Below are 19,362 nucleotides of genomic sequence, written 5' to 3'. Positions count from 1 at the left end.
TGCAGCACAAGGAGAAGCATATGGAATATCGTTTCACATTACGGTTCAGCCTGCCGGAAGGGCATGCGCCGGTGGATGAACTGCTGGAAACGCTGGCAGCGGCAGGCTGTGATGATGCGCTAATCGGCCTGGGCATGCCGGGCAGAATTGCACTGGAGTTCACCCGGGAGTCCGACTCTGCAACGGATGTATTAAAGCAGGCAGAAGAGGATGTGCTGCGTGCGATACCGGGGGCCACGCTGGTGGAAGCCGCACCCGATTTTGTGGGATTGACGGATGTGGCGGAGATCATCGGCATGACGCGTCAGAATATGCGTAAGCTGATGCTCAGCCACCGCCCGCCGTTTCCGCTGCCGGTGCATGACGGTAAAACCGCCATCTGGCACTTAGCGGATGTGCTGGAGTGGCTGAGTCAGCGTGGTAACTATACGCTGCCTGCGGCGACCCGAGAGCTGGCACAGGTAACGCGGCAGCGCAATCTTAACGGGTCGCTGCAACGTTACGGCCTGCAAGCCTGACGATCAGTGCGGCAGCAGGAAGATTGTCGCCAGCCCCAGGAAAATAAAGAAGCCGCCGGTGTCGGTAAGGGCGGTGATCAATACGCTGGAGCCGACGGCGGGATCGCGATTCATTTTAGTCATGACCAGCGGCACCAGCACGCCCATCAGCGCGGCCAGCAGCAGATTAAGCGCCATGGCCAGCATCATAACGCCGCCCAGCGCCATATTGTCATACATCATCCAGGTGATGCCGCCCATGATGCCGCCCCAGAACAGGCCGTTGATCAGCGCCACGCCAAGCTCGCGGACGATCAAAAACGAAAAGTTGCCCGGTTCAACCTGATGTAAGGCCAGCGCCCGCACAATCATGGTGATGGTCTGATTACCGGTATTGCCGCCGATACCCGCGACGATCGGCATCAGCGTGGCCAGCGCCACGATTTGCGAAATCGTCCCTTCAAACAGCCCGATAACCCGGGAGGCGACAAAGGCGGTGCAGAGGTTAATCGCCAGCCAGGCCCAGCGTTTACGTACCGATTTACGCACCGGCGCGAACACATCCTCTTCTTGGCTGATACCCCCCATTTTACGAATATTGCTTTCGTTTTCGGCATTCACCAGATCGATGATGTCTTCAATGGTCACGCGGCCAATCAGCTTGCCTTTCGCATCGGTGACGGCGGCTGAAATGAGGTTATAACGTTCAAAGGCACTGGCAGCGTCTTCGGCCTTATCATTGAGCTGGAAGGTGGTAGGGCGGGCGTTCATCACGTCGCTCACCAGGGTTTTGGGTTTGTTAAGCAGGATGTCCGTCAGCAGCAGCTCGCCCAGCAGCTGATTATCTTTATTGGTGATGAAGAGTTTATCGGTACCGCCCGGCATGCTTTTGCGCTTGCGCAGAAAGCGTTGCACCGTTGCAAGCGTGACATCTTCACGCACCGTCAGGATATTGAAATCCATTACCCGGCCTACGCGGTCACGGTCAAGCTGCACCATATCGAGCATACGGGCGCGCAGGGCGGGCTCCACCGTTGCCAGCAGGCGTCCGGTCAGGTCACGTGGCAGATAACGCGCCAGCCAGACCTGATCGTCGATATCCAGCGGCTGGATAGCGCGCAGGATATCGCGGTCGCTCATCTCTTCGGTGAGGCTGGCCCAGACCGTTTCAGACGCTTCAACCAGCACATGGCCGCGCCGCTCGTTCGGCACCAGCCGCCACAGCGCCTGACGTTCTTCCTCGGGCAGGGCTTCGAGAATATCCGCGAGGTCAGCGGCATGCAGTTGCAGAATGTCCTGCTCCAGCGCGTCACGCTGGGCCGCATTTTCACGTTGCTGTTCAGGATTGAGCTCGCCCGATTTCTCCAGCAGGGCATCAACCAGATCGTGCTCACTGAGCAGCAGCGTCAGAATGCGATGACGTATTTCACTTAAACGTTGAGAGTGAGAGGCAGACACATTGGATCCCTTAAGTCTGAAAGCACCAGCACGAAGTGTAGCGTTTCGCCTGAAAAAGGGATGCAAAAAAGAGTCCAGTTAGCTGGATAACATTTAAGTTTCAGGTGCGTTTCAGGCGAAATGTCGTTATTGGTTATTCGCTATCGCGTATCGCCTGATGTTATGGCAACCGGTTCAGGAATAGCTTTCTGTTGCTGATGATGCTCGAAGGCAGCAGGCAGGATAAAAATCAGGCGACTAAAAAGAATGATAAAACTAATCAGCAACACAATGCGGGTCATGGTGCCGGTTTTTTGACGTCTTCGGGGAGAAATAGCGCTGTTCACGCGGGGTGGTTCCTGTAATGACCCCATCTGGGGCGACTGCAATATTTAGTCACAGTCGCCTGATGAAATCAATCGCTGTTGAAAAAAACAGCAGATAAAGATCAGTAACTCGCTTTTTGCGCCAGCAGCGTCGCAAACCGACAGGTGATGCGGTTGCCATTTTCATCTGTGCGATGCAACTGGCCAGGGTGCTCGTTGTACTTCACGATGTGCCAGTTGCGGTAGTAGTGGCTGAGCTCGCCTGATTTAAACGCAAAGGAAAAATCAGCCGGACAGGGCATATCGTCCGTGTTCATCGCCGCCACGATCAGGTTAAAACCGTCTCTGACCGTACAGGCCTGCATGTCGGCAATCAGCTGCGGAATGGTCTGCGGCTGCAGGAACATCATCACCACGGTCGACAGCACAAAGTTGAAGCCGCCATTAAAGCGCGTATTGTTCAGATCGCGCTGCTCGGTATGAATGCCGCTGAGATTTTCCTGCGCAATAATCTCCTGCAGGCGCGCCAGGCTTTGCGGATTATGATCCCACGCCGTGACGTCAAAACCGTGCTGATTCAGAAACAGCGTATTGCGTCCCACGCCACAGCCAAGGTCAAGCGCCTTGCCGACGTTGAGCTGGGGCAGCGCCGCAACCACTTCGGAGTGGGGCGGCGTTAAACCATAGGTTTCGGCAAAATAGTTTTCGCCTGAAAGGGGTGCGGTTGGTTGTGTCATATTCATCATTTCAGTTAAACGGGCGCCAGGCGCCCGTGTTGTCAGACTTCTTCTTCGAGGATCAGTTTCCATCCCGTGACGTCATTCCAGTAAACCTGCTCCCGTTCAAGATCGAGCTGAACCAGGTTGTTCTGCGTGAAATAGCCCGCCGGGAAGGTCAGCGTCCAGTGGCCGTCATCGCATTTCAGGGTTAACGCCTCCGGACGCGTGGTGGCCTGTCGCTGATTATTCAGCAGGGTACCCAGGCGAAGCAGGAAGATCAGCGGCACAAACTGCTTTTTCTTGAACAGCGTCACGCGCGGCAGCTCATCAAGTTTTATCGCTTTACGATGAAATCTGACCAGCGCCGCCAGCAGCATCTGCTGATCCTGATTGAAGCCCGGCAGGTTGGTGTTTTGCAGAATATAGGCTGAATGGCGTTGCAGGCCGCTGTGATTGATGGTCAGGCCCACTTCGTGCAGCATCGCCGCCCATTTCAGCAGTGCGGCCAGTTGTGGATTCGCCAGTTTCTGATTCTGCTCGCGCCACTGCAGATAAAGCTGCTCGGTGGTGTCGAGCACGCGTCGTGCCTGATCGCTGTCGATAGCGTAATGGTTCGCCAGACTCTGTGCAGTACGGCTACGAATATCCTGATGGCGGAAACGGCCCTCCATCTCATAGAGCACACCTTCACGCAGCGCACCGTCGGAGAGGCGCAATTCGCGAATGGCCAGCGCATCAAATACGCCGCACAGAATCGCCAGCCCGGGTACAAACACGCCTTTACGCTCTTCCGACAGACCCGGCAGGCTGAGTGCAGCAAAGGATTTGTGTTTCATCACTTCGTCATAGAGCTTTTCGAGGCGCTCAGGCGTAATCAGCTTCTCTTTTTCATCCATCGCCAGCAGCACTTCGCAGGCGGCTTTGATGGTGCCGGACGCGCCCAGCGCATATTGCCAGCCATGCAGACGATATTGCCACGCCAGCGTTTCCAGCTTCTGTGCGGCCGCTAAACGGGCGCGACGGAAGTTTTCACGGCTGATTTCACCTTTCGGGAAATAGAGCTGGGCGAAACTGACGCAACCCATGCGGCGGCTCTCAACCAGTTGCGGTTCAAAATCCTCACCTATGACCAGTTCGGTGGAGCCGCCGCCGATATCGATCACCAGCTTGCGGCCTTTCTCCGGCTGGGTATGTTCAACGCCCATAAAGATCAGGCGAGCCTCTTCATGGCCCGAAATCACCTCGATCGGATAGGGGATCACCTCGGCCGCCCGTTGCAGGAAGGTTTCGGCATTGACCGCCTCGCGCAGCGTGTGGGTACCGACAATCGTCACGTTGCTCGGACTGAACCCCTGCAGGCGCTCGGCGAACAGGGCCAGGCAGGCTAACCCCCGCTCCATCGCTTCCTCGCTGAGGTTGTGCCGGGCATCCAGTCCGTCAGCCAGATGGACGCGCTGCTTAAGGCGGCCCAGTACCTGCATCGCACCATCGACAACCCGCGCAATCACCATATGGAAACTGTTCGAGCCCAGGTCAATCGCCGCAAACTCCTGGGGTTTTGGCGTACTTTTATGAGAAATTGGCATAGGATTTATTCAGGTTGTTCCAGTTTCTTGATGTAATCATAAATGGCCAGCTGCGATCGCACTTTACGACGATTGCCGCGCTGGACGTAATGGTTACTCAACTCTTTATCGACGATGCGGGCTTTCACCGTATCACTCAACTGAATAGCAATAATGTCGAGTATGCGCTGCCGGATGTGGGGATCGAGAATCGCCACTGCCACTTCGATACGGTAATCAATGTTACGTGTCATCCAGTCAGCGGAGGAGAGGAACACCTTCTTATCGCCGCCATTCTCAAAAATATAGACGCGATCGTGTTCCAGATAACGGTCAACAATACTGATGACACGAATATTTTCACTGATCCCGGGCAAGTCAGGGATTAATGAGCACATTCCGCGCACCAGAAGATTGACCTTCACCCCTACGCTGGAGGCTGTATAAAGCCGATCAACCAGACCTTTGTCCACCAGATTGTTGATTTTCAGAGTAATGCCGCAGGGCTTATTCTGCTGCGCATTAGCAATTTCGGTGTCGATTAGCTCATACAGCATCCGGCGCGAGTTCTGCGGCGAGACCATCAGATGATCGAACGTCACGGGCCGGTAGGGATTCTCAATAAAGTTGAACACCCGACGTACTTCATTGGTGATGCGCGCATCCGCGGTCAGCAACGAGTAATCCGTATAGAGACGCGCGGTTTTCTCGTTAAAGTTGCCGGTACCGATATGCGCGTAGCGCACAATCTCTTCGCCTTCGCGGCGTGAAATCAGGAACAGCTTGGCGTGGATCTTCAGGCCTGGTGCGGAGAAAATGACATGCACGCCCGCTTCAGTCAGGCGTTTCGCCCAGTAAATATTGGCTTCTTCATCAAAGCGCGCCTGCAGCTCCACCACCACCGTGACTTTTTTACCGTTATAGGCGGCATGGATCATCGCATCCATGATGCGGGAATGCTTAGCAACGCGGTAGATGTTGATTTTTATCGCAAGCACGCTGGGGTCGAACGACGCCTGACGCAGCAGCTCCAGCACATGCTCAAAGGTGTGGTACGGGTAGTAGAGCAGCACGTCGCGATTGCGAATCGCATCAAAGCCGTTGCGAAAGCCATCAAAGCCGATGTGGCGAATCTGCGGCAGCGGGCGGTTCACCAGGTTATTTTTGCCGACGTTAGGGAAGCCGATAAAGTCTTTGAAGTTGTGGTAGCGGCCGCCTGGCAGGATGGAGTCCAGGTTTGAGATGGAAAGCTTGTGGCACAGCAGCGACACCATCGTGTCTGGCATATCGCGCTGGTAGACGAAACGCACCGGTTCCGCCGTCAGTCGCTGCTTCAGGCTGGAGGACATCAGCTCCAGCAGGCTCGACTCCATCTCCGTGACCAGGTCGTACTCGGCGTCACGCGTCATTTTCATTGAATAGGCGTTGAGCGCGTCGTAGTCGTAGAAACCTTTAAAAATGTCATCCAGGCAGTAGCGCAGAATGTTATCCAGCAGGATCATTGGCTTACGGCGGCGCGGTGGCTCAGCCGGTAAATTGATGAAACGCGGGACTTTGTCGGACGGAATTTCCAGCAGCGCATACTGAATATTGTCACCGCGAATGATCTCTACCGCCAGATAGGTGTAGTCATCTTTAAGGAATTCGGTCAGATCCGTTTCATGGGTGATCAGAATCGGCGAGATATGCTGACGCAGTTCGTGCTTGAAGTAGTGGCGCAGCCACGCCTGCTGATTGGATGAGAGCTGACGTTCGTTGATCAGGAAGATCTGGTTACGTGCCATCTCCAGCAGCAGATCGTTATATAACGCATCAAACTCCTGATCGGACTTCATTACCCGCTGCTGAATTTTCTTAAACAGATGGCGTGGCGTACTGGCGGAACCCTGCTCTTCACCAATCAGAATGCGGCGTTTGAGGTCTGCGAAACGCACTTTATAGAATTCGTCGAGATTATTGGAGTAGATACCCAGAAAGCGCATCCGCTCAATCAGTGGATTGCTTTTGTCTGCTGCTTCCTGCAAAACCCGTTCATTAAAGGATAACCAGCTTAATTCTTTTTCAATATAAAGCTTTACCTGACCCATTCTCACTCCATTTAGCGGTTGCAGGACTGAAGATCCAGTATCCACCAACATTATGGCGAGAGTATGGCAGCGTTGTCCAACGCCAGGAGTTGTCTTATCAATCGGCTACGGGCAACATAGCGGCTTATTTTGGCCTGCTAGCGGAACCGCATGAGCGCAAACCACATTCCTGTCCAATTCAGCGATCGTAAGCGTCGTGCCGTTGACCGTCTGACACGGCGACTGGTCACCTGCTGTGGCGTGGCGATCCTGCTATTGATGCTGCTGCTCTTCTGCTGGCTGATTGGCGTGGTATTACCGCTGTTTAATGCGCCGGGCCTGCAGATTGCGGCCAGCCAGCAACTCTGGGATCGTGCGCCAGCCTTAGCGATTGGCAATCAGGGGAAGGTCGGCTGGCGCATCAGCGAGCGCGGTGCGGCGCGTTTTATTCCGCTGGATGGTCAGCCTGCGGAACCGGCACTGGCCCTGACCCCGCCGCCCGGGGAGATAGTGCGGAGTGCCGATGAGCAGACGTTACTGCTGAATATGCAGGGTGCGCTGACTCTGATTCAGCCAACCGCCGACCAGCAGTGGCGTCTCCCGCTGGGAGACAAACCGTTTCATCTGCCCGATGGCGCAGTGACGAAGATGGCGCTGGCGACGCGCCATGCGGGTCAGTGGCGTATAGCCGCACTCACTGAGGCCGGACTCCGGGTGCTGACGCTCGGCACCGATCGCCAGGCCTCGGTTATCCCGCTGCCGCAACGCCAGCTGGATCTGCTGGCGCTCTCGCCGTCCGGCGATCTGCTCTACACCACCGAAGGCAATCTGCTGCGGGTCTGGCAACTTGACGATGACCGTGCACTATTGCGCGAAACGCACGCCCTGCCGCAGCGGCCAAAAAGTCTGCATCTGCTGGTGGGCGGCACAAGCCTGCTGATCCAGGATGGCAGCGGCGTCACGCAGTGGTTTGCTATCGCCAGCGAACAGGGGCCGCGCCTGCAGCGCATTCGTACTTTTGCCAACAGCGACGGTGAGACCATTCTGGTGACGGAATCACAACGCCGCGTGTTTGCGACGCTCAGTAAACAGGGGATGCTGCGGCTGTTTGCCAGCAAGCAGGATGGCCCGATACTGCAGCGTCAGCTGGAACCTGGCATTGTGCAGGCGCAGTTTTCGCCGCGTGGCGACAGCCTGCTGATTGAACGGGCGGGAAGCTGGCAGACTCTGCGGCTTGATAATCCGTGGCCGGACGTCACCTGGCGCAATTTCTGGCAAAAAATCTGGTATGAAAATTATCCCGGACCGGACTGGATCTGGCAATCGACCGCGGCGGGTGACAGTTATCAGGCCAAGTTCAGCCTGATGCCGATGGTGATGGGTACGCTGAAAGCGGCGAGTTTAGCGCTGCTGTTTGCCACACCGCTGGCGCTGGCGGCGGCGATGTACACCGCCTGGTTTATGGCGCCCGGCCTGCGACGCTGGGTCAAACCGGCCATTGAGATGATGGGTGCGCTGCCAAGCGTGGTCGTGGGGCTGATTGCCGGGATCTGGCTCGCGCCGCATATTGGTCAGGCGCTGGTGGGTGTGCTGCTGCTGCCGCTGACGCTGGCGGGCACGCTGCTGCTGTGCGGCGTATTCAGCGCGCGTTTACCGCCGCGCTGGCGTCAGCCGGGTCGTGAAGTGCTGATTCTGCTGCCGCTGTTGCTGCTGGTCACGCTGCTGACGCTGTGGCTGCCCACGCTGTTGATACCGGATGCGGGCGACTGGCTGCCGCATTACGAACAGCGCAATCTGCTGGTAGCCGCGCTGGCGATGGGCTTTGCGCTGGTACCGCTGATCTTTACCCTCTCTGAGGATGCGCTGTTCAGCGTGCCTGCTGCACTGGGGCAGGGCTCGCTGGCACTGGGCGCGACGCCGTGGCAAACCCTGACCCGCGTCGTGCTGCCGGGTGCTTCCGCCGGTATTTTTGCCGCTCTGATGATTGGTCTGGGGCGTGCCGTAGGAGAAACCATGATTTTGCTGATGGCGACCGGCAACACGCCGCAAAGTGAAGGTGGCCTGTTCAGCGGCCTGCGCGCACTGTCCGCCAATATCGCCATTGAGATGCCGGAAGCGGCGGCGGGGAGTGCTCATTATCGCGTGCTGTTTCTCAGCGCCCTGATGCTGCTGCTGTTTACGCTGGTGATCAACACGGTTGCCGAGCTGATCCGTCAGCGACTGCGCCAGCGCTACAGCCAGCACGAGGAGCAGGCATGAAAGCGATGCGACAGAACGATCGCTGGCGCTGGCTAACCGCCGGTGCCGTAGCCGTCTGCCTGCTGGCCTTTACGCTGCTGATTGGGTTACTGGCCTGGCAGGGCGTGCGCGCTTTCTGGCCGCAGCGCGTCGATCTTTACACGTTTAGCCAGCCTGAAGGGGGCGAGACGCGGCTGCTGGGTGAAACCCTGGAACATCAGCGGCGCTTTCCGGCCCCGGCAGATGAGCAGGGCAACAGCGGCGGACAGGTTAATCGCTATCTGATTAAAACCGGTAACCGTGACTGGGACGCACCCGATTTCCGGGTGGTTTACAGTCGCACGGCGGCGCAGGTCAGCCAGCCAGCGGACATCATGGTGCTGCAGCGCCGCAGCCACGGTCAGGCATACGGCTGGTTTGTCGGCCTGCGTGAGGATAATGAAGAGCTGACTGCGCAGGATCCCGATGCACTGCTGCATCAGCGGCTCGGACAGGTGCAGATGCTGGTGCGGCAGGCTAATCAGATTCGCCGGGTCGATATGGCGCGCCTCAACAGCCAGCGTGAGCAGCTTGATGAGCAGGCGGCCACAAACCGTGCTGCCGGGCGCTTTGATCTGCAGGCCGAGTCAGAATATCAGGCCAATCAGGCCGCTTTGCAGCGCCGGTTTAATCAGCTGAGCGAGACACTGGCTTCGCTGCAACAGCAGAGTCAGCGCGATCTGTTAATCCTGCGGGATGTGCATGGCACCGGACATGCGATCCCGCTGACCGAAATCGTTGACAGCTGGAAGCCGAACGCGATGACGCTGACCGGCAAAACGCTGCATTTTCTGCATCAGCTGTGGCGTTTCGTCAGTGATTCACCCGCTGAAGGCGAGAGTGAATCCGGGGCGTTCCCGGCGATCTTTGGCACCGTGCTGATGGTGCTGCTGATGTCGGTGGTCGTGATGCCGCTGGGTGTCATCGCCGCCATCTGGCTGCATGAATATGCCGGACGCAATGCGCTGACCAGACTGGTGCGCATCGCGGTGGTCAATCTGGCAGGCGTTCCTTCAATCGTCTATGGCGTATTTGGTCTGGGCTTCTTTGTCTGGCTGGTGGGCGGCACGATAGACCAGCTCTTCTTCGCCAGCGCGCTGCCCAATCCCACCTTCGGGACACCTGGTTTGCTGTGGGCGTCGCTGACTCTGGCGTTACTAACGCTGCCGGTGGTGATTGTGGCGACCGAAGAGGGACTATCCCGCATTCCCAACAGCCTGCGGCAGGGGTCGCTGGCGCTGGGCGCGACTCAGGCGGAAACCCTGTGGAACGTGGTGCTGCCGATGGCGGTGCCTGCCATGTTGACCGGCCTGATTCTGGCGGTGGCGCGTGCCGCCGGTGAAACCGCGCCGCTGATGCTGGTTGGCGTGGTAAAAATGGTGCCGGAACTGCCCGTCGACGCGGTGTTTCCTTATCTGCATCTGGATCGCAAGTTTATGCATCTGGGCTTCCAGATTTACGATCTGGCGTTTCAGAGTCCGAATATTGAAGCTGACCGGCCGCTGGTGTTCGCCACCGCGCTGCTGCTGGTGCTGATTATTCTGTCGCTTAATCTGCTGGCGATGGGCCTGCGTCACCGTCTGCGTGAACGCTATCGCCTTATGACTCAATAACAGGCTATGACTATGACGTCCGACACGGATATCGCGCTGACCGTTAACCAGCTGTCGCTGTGGTATGGCGAGCGCCAGGCGCTGCAGGCTATTTCGCTGCAGGTGCCGAAAAACAAGATTACCGCGCTGATTGGCCCTTCGGGCTGTGGAAAATCGACGCTGCTGCGTTGCTTTAATCGCATGAATGATGTGATTGATCATTGCCGGGTCGAGGGTGAGGTGTTGCTGGGATCGCAGCCGATCCTGCGACCCGAGCAGGATCTCTCGGCGCTGCGTCGTCGGGTCGGCATGGTGTTTCAGCGGCCCAATCCTTTTCCAAAATCGATCTATGAAAATGTGGTCTACGGGCTGCGTTTACAGGGTGTACGCGACCGGCGGGTGCTGAACGAAGCCTGTGAACGTGCGCTGCGCGCGGCGGCGCTGTGGAGTGAGGTCAAAGATCAGCTGTCACAGAATGCGCTGACGCTCTCTACCGGACAGCAGCAGCGGCTGGTGATTGCCCGCGCCATTGCGATTGAACCGGAAGTTCTGCTGCTGGATGAGCCGACCTCCGCGCTCGATCCCATCTCCACGCTGGTGATTGAAGAGCTGATGACCACGCTCAAGCAGCATTTCACGCTGGTGCTGGTGACGCACAACATGCAGCAGGCTTCTCGCGTGTCAGATTACACCGCGTTTATGCATCAGGGCGCGTTAGTGGAGTTTGATGAGACTGACCGTATCTTTACCGCGCCAAAACAGCGACGGACCGAAGATTATATTACGGGGCGCTACGGTTAAGTCAGTAACGGGAGCAGAGCAGGTTGTTATGTCAGACGGCTCAATGGTTCCCTGAGCCTTTACCCCGACCGCCAGCACTTCAGGGGAAGCCCCGGCTTCCCCTGTCGGGTCAGTCGTTAGCATAACCCTGCGGCGGCAGCGGTTCGCCATCCAGCCAGGCCTTGCCGTCACGCATCGCCAGACGACCCTCAACAAACCAGCCGATTACCATCGGATAGATGGCATGCTCCTGATGCTGCACCCGCTCCGTAATCTCCGCTTCGCTGTCGCCGGGAAAAACCGGGACTTTGGCCTGCAGGATCACCGGACCTCCATCCAGCTCGTCAGTGACGAAATGTACGGAGGTGCCATGTTCGCTATCGCCATTTTCCAGAGCCTGACGATGCGTATGCAGACCCGGATATTTCGGCAACAGAGAAGGGTGGATATTCAGCAGGCGATCGTGAAAATGGGCCACGAACGCGCTGCTGAGAATGCGCATATATCCTGCCAGCACAATCAGGTCTGGACTGTAGGCTTCGATTTCAGCGATGAGCTGGCGATCGAAGGCTTCGCGGTCAGTGAAGTCGCTGGCGGCAAGCGAGTGGGCAGGAATACCTGCCTCCTGCGCCCGCGTAAGGCCATAAGCGGCGGCGCGGTTGCTGAACACGGCAGCCACGCTGCCGTGAATCCGCCCGCTTGCACAGGCGTCAAGGATGGACTGAAGGTTACTTCCGTTGCCGGAAATCAGTACAACCAGCTTTTTCATCCGTTGATGACCACACGCTCTTCGGCATCAGACGCTTTAATTACGCCGAGCTTCCAGGCTTTCTCGCCCGCAGCCTGCATCAGCGCAATCGCGTTGTCCGCGTCTGCCGGACTCAGGGCGATGATCATGCCGACGCCGCAGTTAAAGGTACGGTACATCTCGAAACGGCTGACGTTGCCTGCCTGCTGTAACCAGCTGAAGACGGCCGGCCATTGCCAGCTCTTCTCGTCGATGACGGCCTGAGTGTTGTCGGGCAGCACGCGCGGAATATTCTCCCAGAAGCCGCCGCCGGTCAGGTGTGCGATAGCGTGCACATCGACCTGCTCAATCAGGCTCAGGATATTTTTCACGTAGATGCGGGTCGGTTCCAGCAGATGATCGGCCAGCGGTTTGCCTTCCAGCTGTTCAGCCAGCGGATCGGTATTGCTGACTTCCAGAATCTTACGCACCAGCGAATAGCCGTTGGAGTGCGGGCCGCTGGAGCCGAGGGCAATCAGTACGTCGCCATCCTGCACCTTGCTGCCATCAATGATCTCTGACTTTTCCACCACGCCAACACAGAAACCGGCCACATCGTAATCTTCGCCGTGATACATGCCTGGCATCTCAGCGGTTTCACCGCCCACCAGCGCACAACCCGACTGCAGACAACCTTCGGCGATGCCGGTGATCACCGCAGAGGCGGTATCCACATCCAGTTTGCCGGTAGCGTAGTAGTCGAGGAAGAAGAGGGGCTCGGCGCCCTGTACCACCAGGTCGTTGACACACATCGCCACCAGGTCAACACCAATGGCATCGTGACGTTTGAGATCCATCGCCAGACGCAGCTTGGTGCCAACGCCATCGGTGCCGGAGACCAGCACCGGTTCACGGTATTTCTGCGGCAGCGCGCAAAGCGCACCAAAACCGCCCAGTCCACCCATCACTTCCGGGCGACGCGTCTTTTTCACTACGCCTTTAATACGGTCAACCAGAGCGTTACCAGCATCAATATCAACACCGGCGTCTTTGTAACTGAGAGAGGTTTTGTCGGTCACTGCGAGGTCCCCACGCGAGTTGCGGTTGGTGGTTTAAAATAAAGCGCGGCAATTCTATCAGTGCAGGCAAACGTTTGCGAGTCCGGGATTGCGCATCGGGCGATTTTCATTAATCCTCTATTTGTCCCGGTAAAACCCGCGGCTTTGCGCAAGAGCAGGTGGCGCGGAGCGTAAAAGGCGGTATAATCCCGCGATTTTTTTTAGCTCAACTCATTCCGGGAGAACACCAATGAAGATCGTGGAAGTCAGACACCCGCTGGTCAAACATAAACTGGGCTTGATGCGTGAGCATGATATCAGTACAAAGCGTTTTCGCGAGCTGGCGTCTGAAGTGGGCAGCCTGCTGACCTACGAAGCGACCGCCGATCTGGAAACAGAGCGCGTAACCATTGAGGGCTGGAACGGCCCGGTAGAGATCGATCAGATCAAAGGCAAAAAAATCACGGTGGTGCCGATTCTGCGTGCCGGCCTGGGCATGATGGAAGGGGTGCTAGAGCACGTTCCCAGCGCCCGTATCAGCGTGGTGGGTGTTTACCGTGATGAAGAGACACTGGAGCCGGTTCCCTATTTCCAGAAGCTGGTCTCTAACATCGAAGAGCGCCTGGCGCTGGTCGTCGATCCTATGCTGGCGACCGGCGGTTCCATGATCGCCACCATCGACCTGCTGAAGAAAGCGGGCTGCACCAGTATTAAAGTGCTGGTACTGGTTGCCGCACCAGAAGGGATTGCCGCGCTGGAGAAAGCGCATCCTGACGTTGAGCTTTACACCGCGTCAGTGGATCAGGGACTGAATGAGAAGGGTTACATCATTCCCGGGCTCGGCGATGCCGGGGACAAGATTTTCGGAACCAAATAAATCGCACAGCCGACCAGAGAGTCGGCTTTTTTTTGGCAAAAAAAAGATCCCCGAACGGGTTTGGTGTGGCTGCGAGGCTCACCGGCGTGCCTGCTGCTGTGCCAGAGGCGCGCGCCCTGGGGGATAAATAACATAAGGGGATAAATGATGACTCGTCGCGCCATTGGCGTCAGTGAACGACCGCCGTTACTGCAAACCATTCCACTCAGCCTGCAACACCTGTTCGCCATGTTTGGTGCCACGGTACTGGTACCGATTCTGTTCCACATCAACCCGGCGACGGTGCTGTTATTCAACGGCGTAGGCACGCTGATCTACCTCTTTATCTGTAAAGGCAAAATTCCCGCTTACCTCGGTTCCAGTTTTGCCTTTATCTCGCCAGTACTGCTATTGCTGCCGCTGGGTTATGAGGTCGCGCTGGGCGGATTTATCCTGTGCGGCGTGCTGTTCTGTCTGGTGGCGCTGATTGTCAAACGCGCGGGCACCGGCTGGCTCGATGTGATGTTTCCCCCGGCGGCGATGGGCGCGATTGTCGCCGTCATCGGTCTGGAGCTGGCGGGTGTTGCCGCCAATATGGCAGGTCTGCTGCCCGCGGAAGGCAGTGCGCCCGACAGTACAACCGTGCTGATTTCGCTGGTCACGCTGGCAGTGACGGTATTCGGTTCCGTGCTGTTTCGTGGCTTCCTGGCGATCATCCCGATTCTGGTCGGGGTGGTGGCGGGTTATCTGCTCTCTGCATTTATGGGCATCGTTGACTGGAGCGGCGTGGTCAAAGCCCCCTGGTTTGCGCTGCCAACCTTCTATACCCCGCGCTTTGAGTGGGTGGCGATGCTGACGATCCTGCCTGCGGCGCTGGTGGTGATTGCCGAGCATATCGGTCATCTGGTGGTCACCGCCAACATCGTAAAGAAAGATCTGATTCGCGACCCTGGCCTGCATCGTTCGATGTTCGCCAACGGCTTATCAACGGTCATCTCCGGCTTCTTTGGTTCAACGCCTAACACCACCTACGGCGAAAACATCGGTGTGATGGCAATTACCCGCGTCTACAGTACCTGGGTGATTGGCGGCGCGGCGATTCTGGCGATCCTGCTCTCCTGTGTCGGCAAACTGGCGGCGGTGATCCAGGCGATCCCGGTACCGGTAATGGGCGGCGTGTCGCTGCTGCTGTATGGCGTGATCGGCGCATCCGGTATCCGGGTGTTGATCGAATCCAAAGTCGATTACAACAAAGCGCAAAATCTGATCCTGACCTCGGTGATCCTGATCATCGGCGTCAGCGGTGCGAAGGTGCATATCGGTGCTGCAGAGCTGAAAGGCATGGCGCTGGCGACAATCGTAGGGGTTGGATTAGCGCTGATCTTCCGTGTGATCTCGCTGTTGCGTCCGGAAGAAGTGGTGCTGGAGGCTGAAGAATCGCGCGAGCCGTGATCGCAGCAAGCCTGACAGGATCGGGGCAGGGACGCCCCATTCATCTCTTTCTGAAAACTGTGTTAGACTTCCCCCGATTTTTTGCTTGTTCTCTTGCTGAGGTGCTTCTGAACACGCCGGCACAATTGTCATTGCCACTCTATTTACCTGACGATGAAACCTTCTCCAGCTTCTGGCCGGGGGAAAACCCGTCGCTGATTGCCGCGCTGAAAGGCGCTCTCAACCAACAACATGGCAGCTATCTCTACTTCTGGTCACGCGAAGGCGGAGGGCGGAGCCATTTGCTGCACGCCGCGTGCGCCGAGATGTCAGCGCGCAGCGAAGCGGTCGGTTACGTTCCGCTGGATAAACGCACCTGGTTTGTACCGGAAGTACTGGAAGGGATGGAGCAGCTGTCACTGGTCTGCATCGATAACATCGAGTGCATTGCAGGCGAGCCTGAATGGGAAATGGCGATCTTCGATCTCTATAACCGTATTCTGGAAACCGGCAATACGCGCCTGTTTATTACCGGCGATCGTCCACCACGCCAGCTTAATCTGCAACTGCCCGATCTCGCCTCGCGGCTGGACTGGGGGCAGATCTATCGCCTGCAGCCTCTCTCCGACGAAGATAAATTACAGGCGCTGCAACTGCGCGCCGGGTTACGCGGATTTGAGCTGCCGGAAGATGTGGGACGCTTCCTGCTGAAGCGACTGGATCGTGAAATGCGCACCCTGTTTGATACGCTGGATCGGCTTGATCGCGCCTCGATCAGCGCCCAGCGTAAACTCACCATTCCGTTTGTGAAAGAGACACTCGGCCTTTAAAACAGGTCGAGCACCGCTTCGGGCGGACGCCCGATCCGCGCCTTGTCGCCATTGATCACTATCGGCCTTTCAATCAGCACCGGATGTTCCACCAGCGCATCCAGCAGCGCACTTTCGCTTTTGTCGCTGAGTGCCAGTTCGCTATAGATCGCCTCTTTAGTCCGCATCAACTGTTGTGCACTCTGCATTCCCAGTTTCTGTAACAGGATTTGCAGCGTCTCGCGATCGGGCGGCGTTTGCAGATAGAGCACCACTTCCGGCTCTATCCCGCGGGCGCTCAGCAGTGCCAGCGTCTCGCGGCTCTTGCTGCAGCGCGGGTTGTGGTAAATCGTCACCATCTCAGACTCTCCTTTATTCGCAGCGTGAATGCTCAACCTTTCTGATATTGCTTAAAGCGCTGTTGTAACTGGCGCAGCTGATCGATACGGGCATCGTAGCGCGCCTGTTTCAGGCTGCCGAGCGGCACCTGTGCGCTGGCGCTGCCAAGCGCGGTGATCGCCTGATCGAGCTGGCCATTCAGCGCCAGACTCTCTGCCCGCGCCGATAACTCTTCATCATTCAGTCCCTGCTGTGCAGACGCCTGGGCCAGCAAATCCCAGCCGTTGGGATCATCTTTATTAGCCCAGGTGTAGCGATTCAGAATGCGGCTGGCGTTGGCATACTGTTTCGCTTCAACGTAGGCATTGGCCAGATTGAGCTGCACCACCGGGCTGTTTTTTGCACTGGTGGCGGCGCTGAGCAGAGCGATCGCCTGTTGTGGCTGATTCAGACCGATATCGATGTCTGACATAAGATCCAGGAACCAGACGTTATTCGGCTGCTTCGCCAGCAGCGGCGTCATAATCCGCTTCGCATCGGCAAAGCTTTTCGCCTGCAAAAACTGTATGGCTTTGCCATATTGTGACGCCAGCTGCTCACGAGAATTGCCGCTGGCATACTGGTTCAGCAGTTCGTCGGTAAGCTGATTACGCCCGGTCGAGTACATGCCCAGTGAACGCACCTTTGCCAGATAGAAATCTTCTGTAGATTGCACCACCACCGGCCGCATCTGGTTAGCGCGGTTACGGGCATCCGCCAGACGGCTGTCGGGCAGGGGATGCGTCAGCAGAATTTCAGGTGGCTTCGAGGAGAAGCGGCTCTGATCGGCCAGCTTCTGTAAAAAGTTCGGCATCGCCTGGGGATCAAACCCGGCGCGCTGCAGTACCTGAATTCCGATGCGGTCAGCTTCCTGCTCATTACCCTGGGTAAAACTGATAATCCCCTGCTGAGTTCCCGCCAGAGTGCCGGTCAGTGCTGCCATGCCCGCCTGCGGATTGGCCATCGCCAGCAGAATAGAGCCCAGCGCACCGACCCATGTCAGTGGCGCATTGCGCTTCTGATCTTCCATTGCGCGCGCCAGATGGCGCTGGGTAACGTGTGAGATCTCATGCGCCATTACTGATGCCAGCTGGCTTTCATTTTCGGTATAGCGGAACAGCGCTGAGTGCAGCACCACGTTGCCACCAAAAAAGGCAAAGGCGTTGAGCTCATCGTTCTGAATCAGAAAGAAGTGGAACGGGGTTTTCACTGAGTCGGCATGCGACACCAGTCGCTGACCCAGCTGATTAATATACTGATTAAGCAGCGGATCGTTGATCAGCGGCGCACTGGCACGCAGCTGGCGCACATAAAAGTCGCCCATCTGCAGTTCCTGATTAATCGACAGCGTCGAACCGGCCGTAGTGCCAATATCGGGAAGTGAATCACTGACATCGGCATAAGCAGGTGACAGAGTAGTGAAAATGAGCGTCGGAAGGAGCGCGGCGATCAGCGTTTTCTTTAACCGGTTCAACATGCCTTAATCCTGTAGAGAGGCCCTGAAAATGGACAGGTGCGCAGCGGGAATGTTCCATTTTTCGCAGATAACGACGGTTCGTGACTATCTTAACCAGAGCATCAAAAGAATGAAATGTCGTTTTCTGGCAAACGACCAACGTAATTTGTGCAAGATCGCCCATTTTGACGAAAAAAACTGAACATCCTGCCAACTTAAACCGCGGTTAAACGAATAAAAACCGGCGGAGTATCGCCGGGTTTGTGAGCGGTTAAGTAATGCCTTATTCATTTATTCCCAATGCGCTTCGGCAGAATAAAGCAGAATCTGCTGCCGCGCAGATTTAGCCTGTGAGCGGATTTTTTTAAAGTTATGTAAATTCACTCAAAAAAACTGACTATGGCATGAGTTTTTCCAGGTCTACTCTGAAAAAATAGCCCTCTCTGAGCCGTGAATCTCCTCTTCGCCATTGATAAATTAAATCGTAGCTCCCGCCTTTATCCTGCTTATTCCAGCTACGCCTGGCTGTTATTTATTGCTGTTAATGTCACAGAAATGGAAAAAAGCACAAAAAGTCAGGTCCATTCTGATTAAGACCTTTTTTTCCTCATAATGAAACTTTTCGATTAATACGGAAGGTGAATAATTTCAGCAGTTATCAGCCGCGCGCTGACCTGAATTTACGCAGGCGAGAATTATGCCTGCGCTGTGATATAGATAGCCGACCTGATTCAGTCCTGAATCTGCCAGCCATTATTTGCCGGAGAGAAGTGTTATGCGTTCAGTTGTTTCATACGCGTTAATCGCCATTATTGGCGGAGTCGTTGGCGCGGCTGTCACACAGAGTGGCGAGATTTATGACAAAGTGACACGCCATTTTGCAACCGAGCCACAGGAAGCCCCGGGATTCTGGAGTACACCGGCGATTGAAGGTTACGGCAAAATTCATTATGAGCCCGACGCTGCGTTTAAACCGGTGGCAGGCCTGAGCAATAAAATTGTTTTTCAGATTACCCGAAGCGATGGCGCGATGACCGCGCCCAATCTGGGACTGGAGCGTGTGGCGCGCGTGGTGAATTTATATATCGCCTCCGGCATTCCGGCCGATCAGCTGAAGTTTGTCGTTTCGGTCACCGGCGATGCGACGCCCGCCATGCTGGATAACGCCCATTTTAAAAAGTTTTATGGCATCGAAAATCCAAACCTGAAGCTGATTAATGAGCTGAATCAGGCGGGAGTGAAAGTCTCGGTCTGCGATCAGTCCGTGGCATTCCATCACTATCCTAATAACTGGATTGATAAATCTGTGGTCCATGCGCTTTCCAGTCCGACCACCGTATCAACCCTGCAAAACCAGGGATACGCGTGGCTGGCAATGTAATTGATGT

The 19,362-nt window shown here is 56.4% G+C and carries 17 protein-coding genes; 8 read left to right on the top strand and 9 right to left on the bottom strand.

Annotation, left to right across the window (positions count from 1 at the left end):
- Positions 1-20 precede the first annotated feature (20 nt).
- Entirely contained in the window at positions 21-518 is a 498-nt protein-coding gene (locus PAG01S_RS11990; protein ID WP_062758807.1) for a helix-turn-helix transcriptional regulator, read from the top strand.
- A 3-nt stretch (positions 519-521) separates the two neighbouring features.
- On the opposite strand, the gene mgtE is transcribed toward PAG01S_RS11990, so the two are convergent.
- The 5 genes from mgtE to ppk1 form a co-directional block, all read right to left on the bottom strand.
- Positions 522-1,955, bottom strand: coding sequence for a magnesium transporter (gene mgtE, locus PAG01S_RS11985; protein WP_062758804.1), 1,434 nt, complete (start codon positions 1,953-1,955; stop codon positions 522-524).
- A 140-nt stretch (positions 1,956-2,095) separates the two neighbouring features.
- A complete protein-coding gene (locus PAG01S_RS21705; protein WP_010671331.1) occupies positions 2,096-2,281 on the bottom strand; it encodes a YfgG family protein in 186 nt (61 codons plus the stop codon).
- Between the two features lie 101 nt (positions 2,282-2,382).
- Positions 2,383-2,997, bottom strand: coding sequence for a tellurite resistance methyltransferase TehB (tehB, locus tag PAG01S_RS11980; RefSeq protein WP_010671332.1), 615 nt, complete (start codon positions 2,995-2,997; stop codon positions 2,383-2,385).
- A 41-nt stretch (positions 2,998-3,038) separates the two neighbouring features.
- Positions 3,039-4,565, bottom strand: coding sequence for an exopolyphosphatase (gene ppx / locus PAG01S_RS11975; RefSeq protein ID WP_010260078.1), 1,527 nt, complete (start codon positions 4,563-4,565; stop codon positions 3,039-3,041).
- A 5-nt stretch (positions 4,566-4,570) separates the two neighbouring features.
- Entirely contained in the window at positions 4,571-6,631 is a 2,061-nt protein-coding gene (gene ppk1, locus PAG01S_RS11970) for a polyphosphate kinase 1 (RefSeq protein ID WP_010260075.1), read from the bottom strand.
- A gap of 150 nt (positions 6,632-6,781) precedes the next feature.
- On the opposite strand from ppk1, the gene PAG01S_RS11965 reads away from it, so the two are divergent.
- The 3 genes from PAG01S_RS11965 to pstB are packed head-to-tail and all read left to right on the top strand — an operon-like array spanning position 6,782 to position 11,280.
- Positions 6,782-8,869, top strand: a complete 2,088-nt coding sequence (locus PAG01S_RS11965; protein WP_062758801.1) for an ABC transporter permease subunit — start codon at positions 6,782-6,784, stop codon at positions 8,867-8,869.
- Positions 8,866-10,500 (top strand): phosphate ABC transporter permease PstA, encoded by a 1,635-nt coding sequence (pstA, locus tag PAG01S_RS11960; RefSeq protein WP_062758798.1) that lies wholly within the window; start codon positions 8,866-8,868, stop codon positions 10,498-10,500. The genes PAG01S_RS11965 and pstA overlap by 4 nt, the downstream gene beginning before the upstream one ends.
- Positions 10,501-10,512: 12 nt before the next feature.
- A complete protein-coding gene (gene pstB / locus PAG01S_RS11955) occupies positions 10,513-11,280 on the top strand; it encodes a phosphate ABC transporter ATP-binding protein PstB (protein WP_010260068.1) in 768 nt (255 codons plus the stop codon).
- Positions 11,281-11,389: 109 nt separating this feature from the next.
- On the opposite strand, the gene purN is transcribed toward pstB, so the two are convergent.
- Both purN and purM read right to left on the bottom strand, forming a co-directional pair.
- A complete protein-coding gene (gene purN, locus PAG01S_RS11950) occupies positions 11,390-12,028 on the bottom strand; it encodes a phosphoribosylglycinamide formyltransferase (protein WP_033788088.1) in 639 nt (212 codons plus the stop codon).
- Positions 12,025-13,065 (bottom strand): phosphoribosylformylglycinamidine cyclo-ligase, encoded by a 1,041-nt coding sequence (gene purM, locus PAG01S_RS11945; RefSeq protein WP_010671337.1) that lies wholly within the window; start codon positions 13,063-13,065, stop codon positions 12,025-12,027. Before purM ends, purN begins: the two co-directional genes overlap by 4 nt.
- Positions 13,066-13,294: 229 nt before the next feature.
- Here purM and upp point away from each other — a divergent pair, with 229 nt between their 5' ends.
- From upp to hda, 3 genes are all read left to right on the top strand, one after another.
- Complete coding sequence (gene upp, locus PAG01S_RS11940) at positions 13,295-13,921, top strand: uracil phosphoribosyltransferase (RefSeq protein ID WP_009088774.1); 627 nt, start codon at positions 13,295-13,297, stop codon at positions 13,919-13,921.
- A gap of 147 nt (positions 13,922-14,068) precedes the next feature.
- Positions 14,069-15,352, top strand: coding sequence for a uracil permease (gene uraA / locus PAG01S_RS11935; protein WP_010671338.1), 1,284 nt, complete (start codon positions 14,069-14,071; stop codon positions 15,350-15,352).
- Positions 15,353-15,459: 107 nt separating this feature from the next.
- A complete protein-coding gene (hda, locus tag PAG01S_RS11930) occupies positions 15,460-16,161 on the top strand; it encodes a DnaA inactivator Hda (protein WP_195719715.1) in 702 nt (233 codons plus the stop codon).
- Here the strand turns inward: hda and arsC are convergent.
- Positions 16,158-16,499 (bottom strand): arsenate reductase (glutaredoxin), encoded by a 342-nt coding sequence (gene arsC / locus PAG01S_RS11925; RefSeq protein WP_062758795.1) that lies wholly within the window; start codon positions 16,497-16,499, stop codon positions 16,158-16,160. The two genes, hda and arsC, sit on opposite strands and share 4 nt — an antisense overlap.
- A gap of 32 nt (positions 16,500-16,531) precedes the next feature.
- Complete coding sequence (gene bepA / locus PAG01S_RS11920; RefSeq protein ID WP_039390812.1) at positions 16,532-17,995, bottom strand: beta-barrel assembly-enhancing protease; 1,464 nt, start codon at positions 17,993-17,995, stop codon at positions 16,532-16,534.
- A 754-nt stretch (positions 17,996-18,749) separates the two neighbouring features.
- Here bepA and PAG01S_RS11915 point away from each other — a divergent pair.
- Positions 18,750-19,355, top strand: coding sequence for a DsrE family protein (locus PAG01S_RS11915; protein ID WP_010671340.1), 606 nt, complete (start codon positions 18,750-18,752; stop codon positions 19,353-19,355).
- Positions 19,356-19,362 lie beyond the last annotated feature (7 nt).

Origin of the sequence: Pantoea agglomerans NBRC 102470 (assembly GCF_001598475.1) — a bacterium.
Lineage (GTDB): Bacteria > Pseudomonadota > Gammaproteobacteria > Enterobacterales > Enterobacteriaceae > Pantoea > Pantoea agglomerans.
Note: the sequence above shows the minus strand (reverse complement) of the source record. Positions and strands in the feature narration are given on the sequence as shown.

Coding starts and splice junctions, on each gene's coding strand:
- PAG01S_RS11990 (WP_062758807.1), top strand. CDS start 21: ATGGAATATCGTTTCACATTACGGTTCAGCCTGCCGGAAGGGCATGCG.
- tehB (WP_010671332.1), bottom strand. CDS start 2,997: ATGACACAACCAACCGCACCCCTTTCAGGCGAAAACTATTTTGCCGAA.
- ppx (WP_010260078.1), bottom strand. CDS start 4,565: ATGCCAATTTCTCATAAAAGTACGCCAAAACCCCAGGAGTTTGCGGCG.
- ppk1 (WP_010260075.1), bottom strand. CDS start 6,631: ATGGGTCAGGTAAAGCTTTATATTGAAAAAGAATTAAGCTGGTTATCC.
- PAG01S_RS11965 (WP_062758801.1), top strand. CDS start 6,782: ATGAGCGCAAACCACATTCCTGTCCAATTCAGCGATCGTAAGCGTCGT.
- pstA (WP_062758798.1), top strand. CDS start 8,866: ATGAAAGCGATGCGACAGAACGATCGCTGGCGCTGGCTAACCGCCGGT.
- pstB (WP_010260068.1), top strand. CDS start 10,513: ATGACGTCCGACACGGATATCGCGCTGACCGTTAACCAGCTGTCGCTG.
- purN (WP_033788088.1), bottom strand. CDS start 12,028: ATGAAAAAGCTGGTTGTACTGATTTCCGGCAACGGAAGTAACCTTCAG.
- upp (WP_009088774.1), top strand. CDS start 13,295: ATGAAGATCGTGGAAGTCAGACACCCGCTGGTCAAACATAAACTGGGC.
- uraA (WP_010671338.1), top strand. CDS start 14,069: ATGACTCGTCGCGCCATTGGCGTCAGTGAACGACCGCCGTTACTGCAA.
- arsC (WP_062758795.1), bottom strand. CDS start 16,499: ATGGTGACGATTTACCACAACCCGCGCTGCAGCAAGAGCCGCGAGACG.
- bepA (WP_039390812.1), bottom strand. CDS start 17,995: ATGTTGAACCGGTTAAAGAAAACGCTGATCGCCGCGCTCCTTCCGACG.
- PAG01S_RS11915 (WP_010671340.1), top strand. CDS start 18,750: ATGCGTTCAGTTGTTTCATACGCGTTAATCGCCATTATTGGCGGAGTC.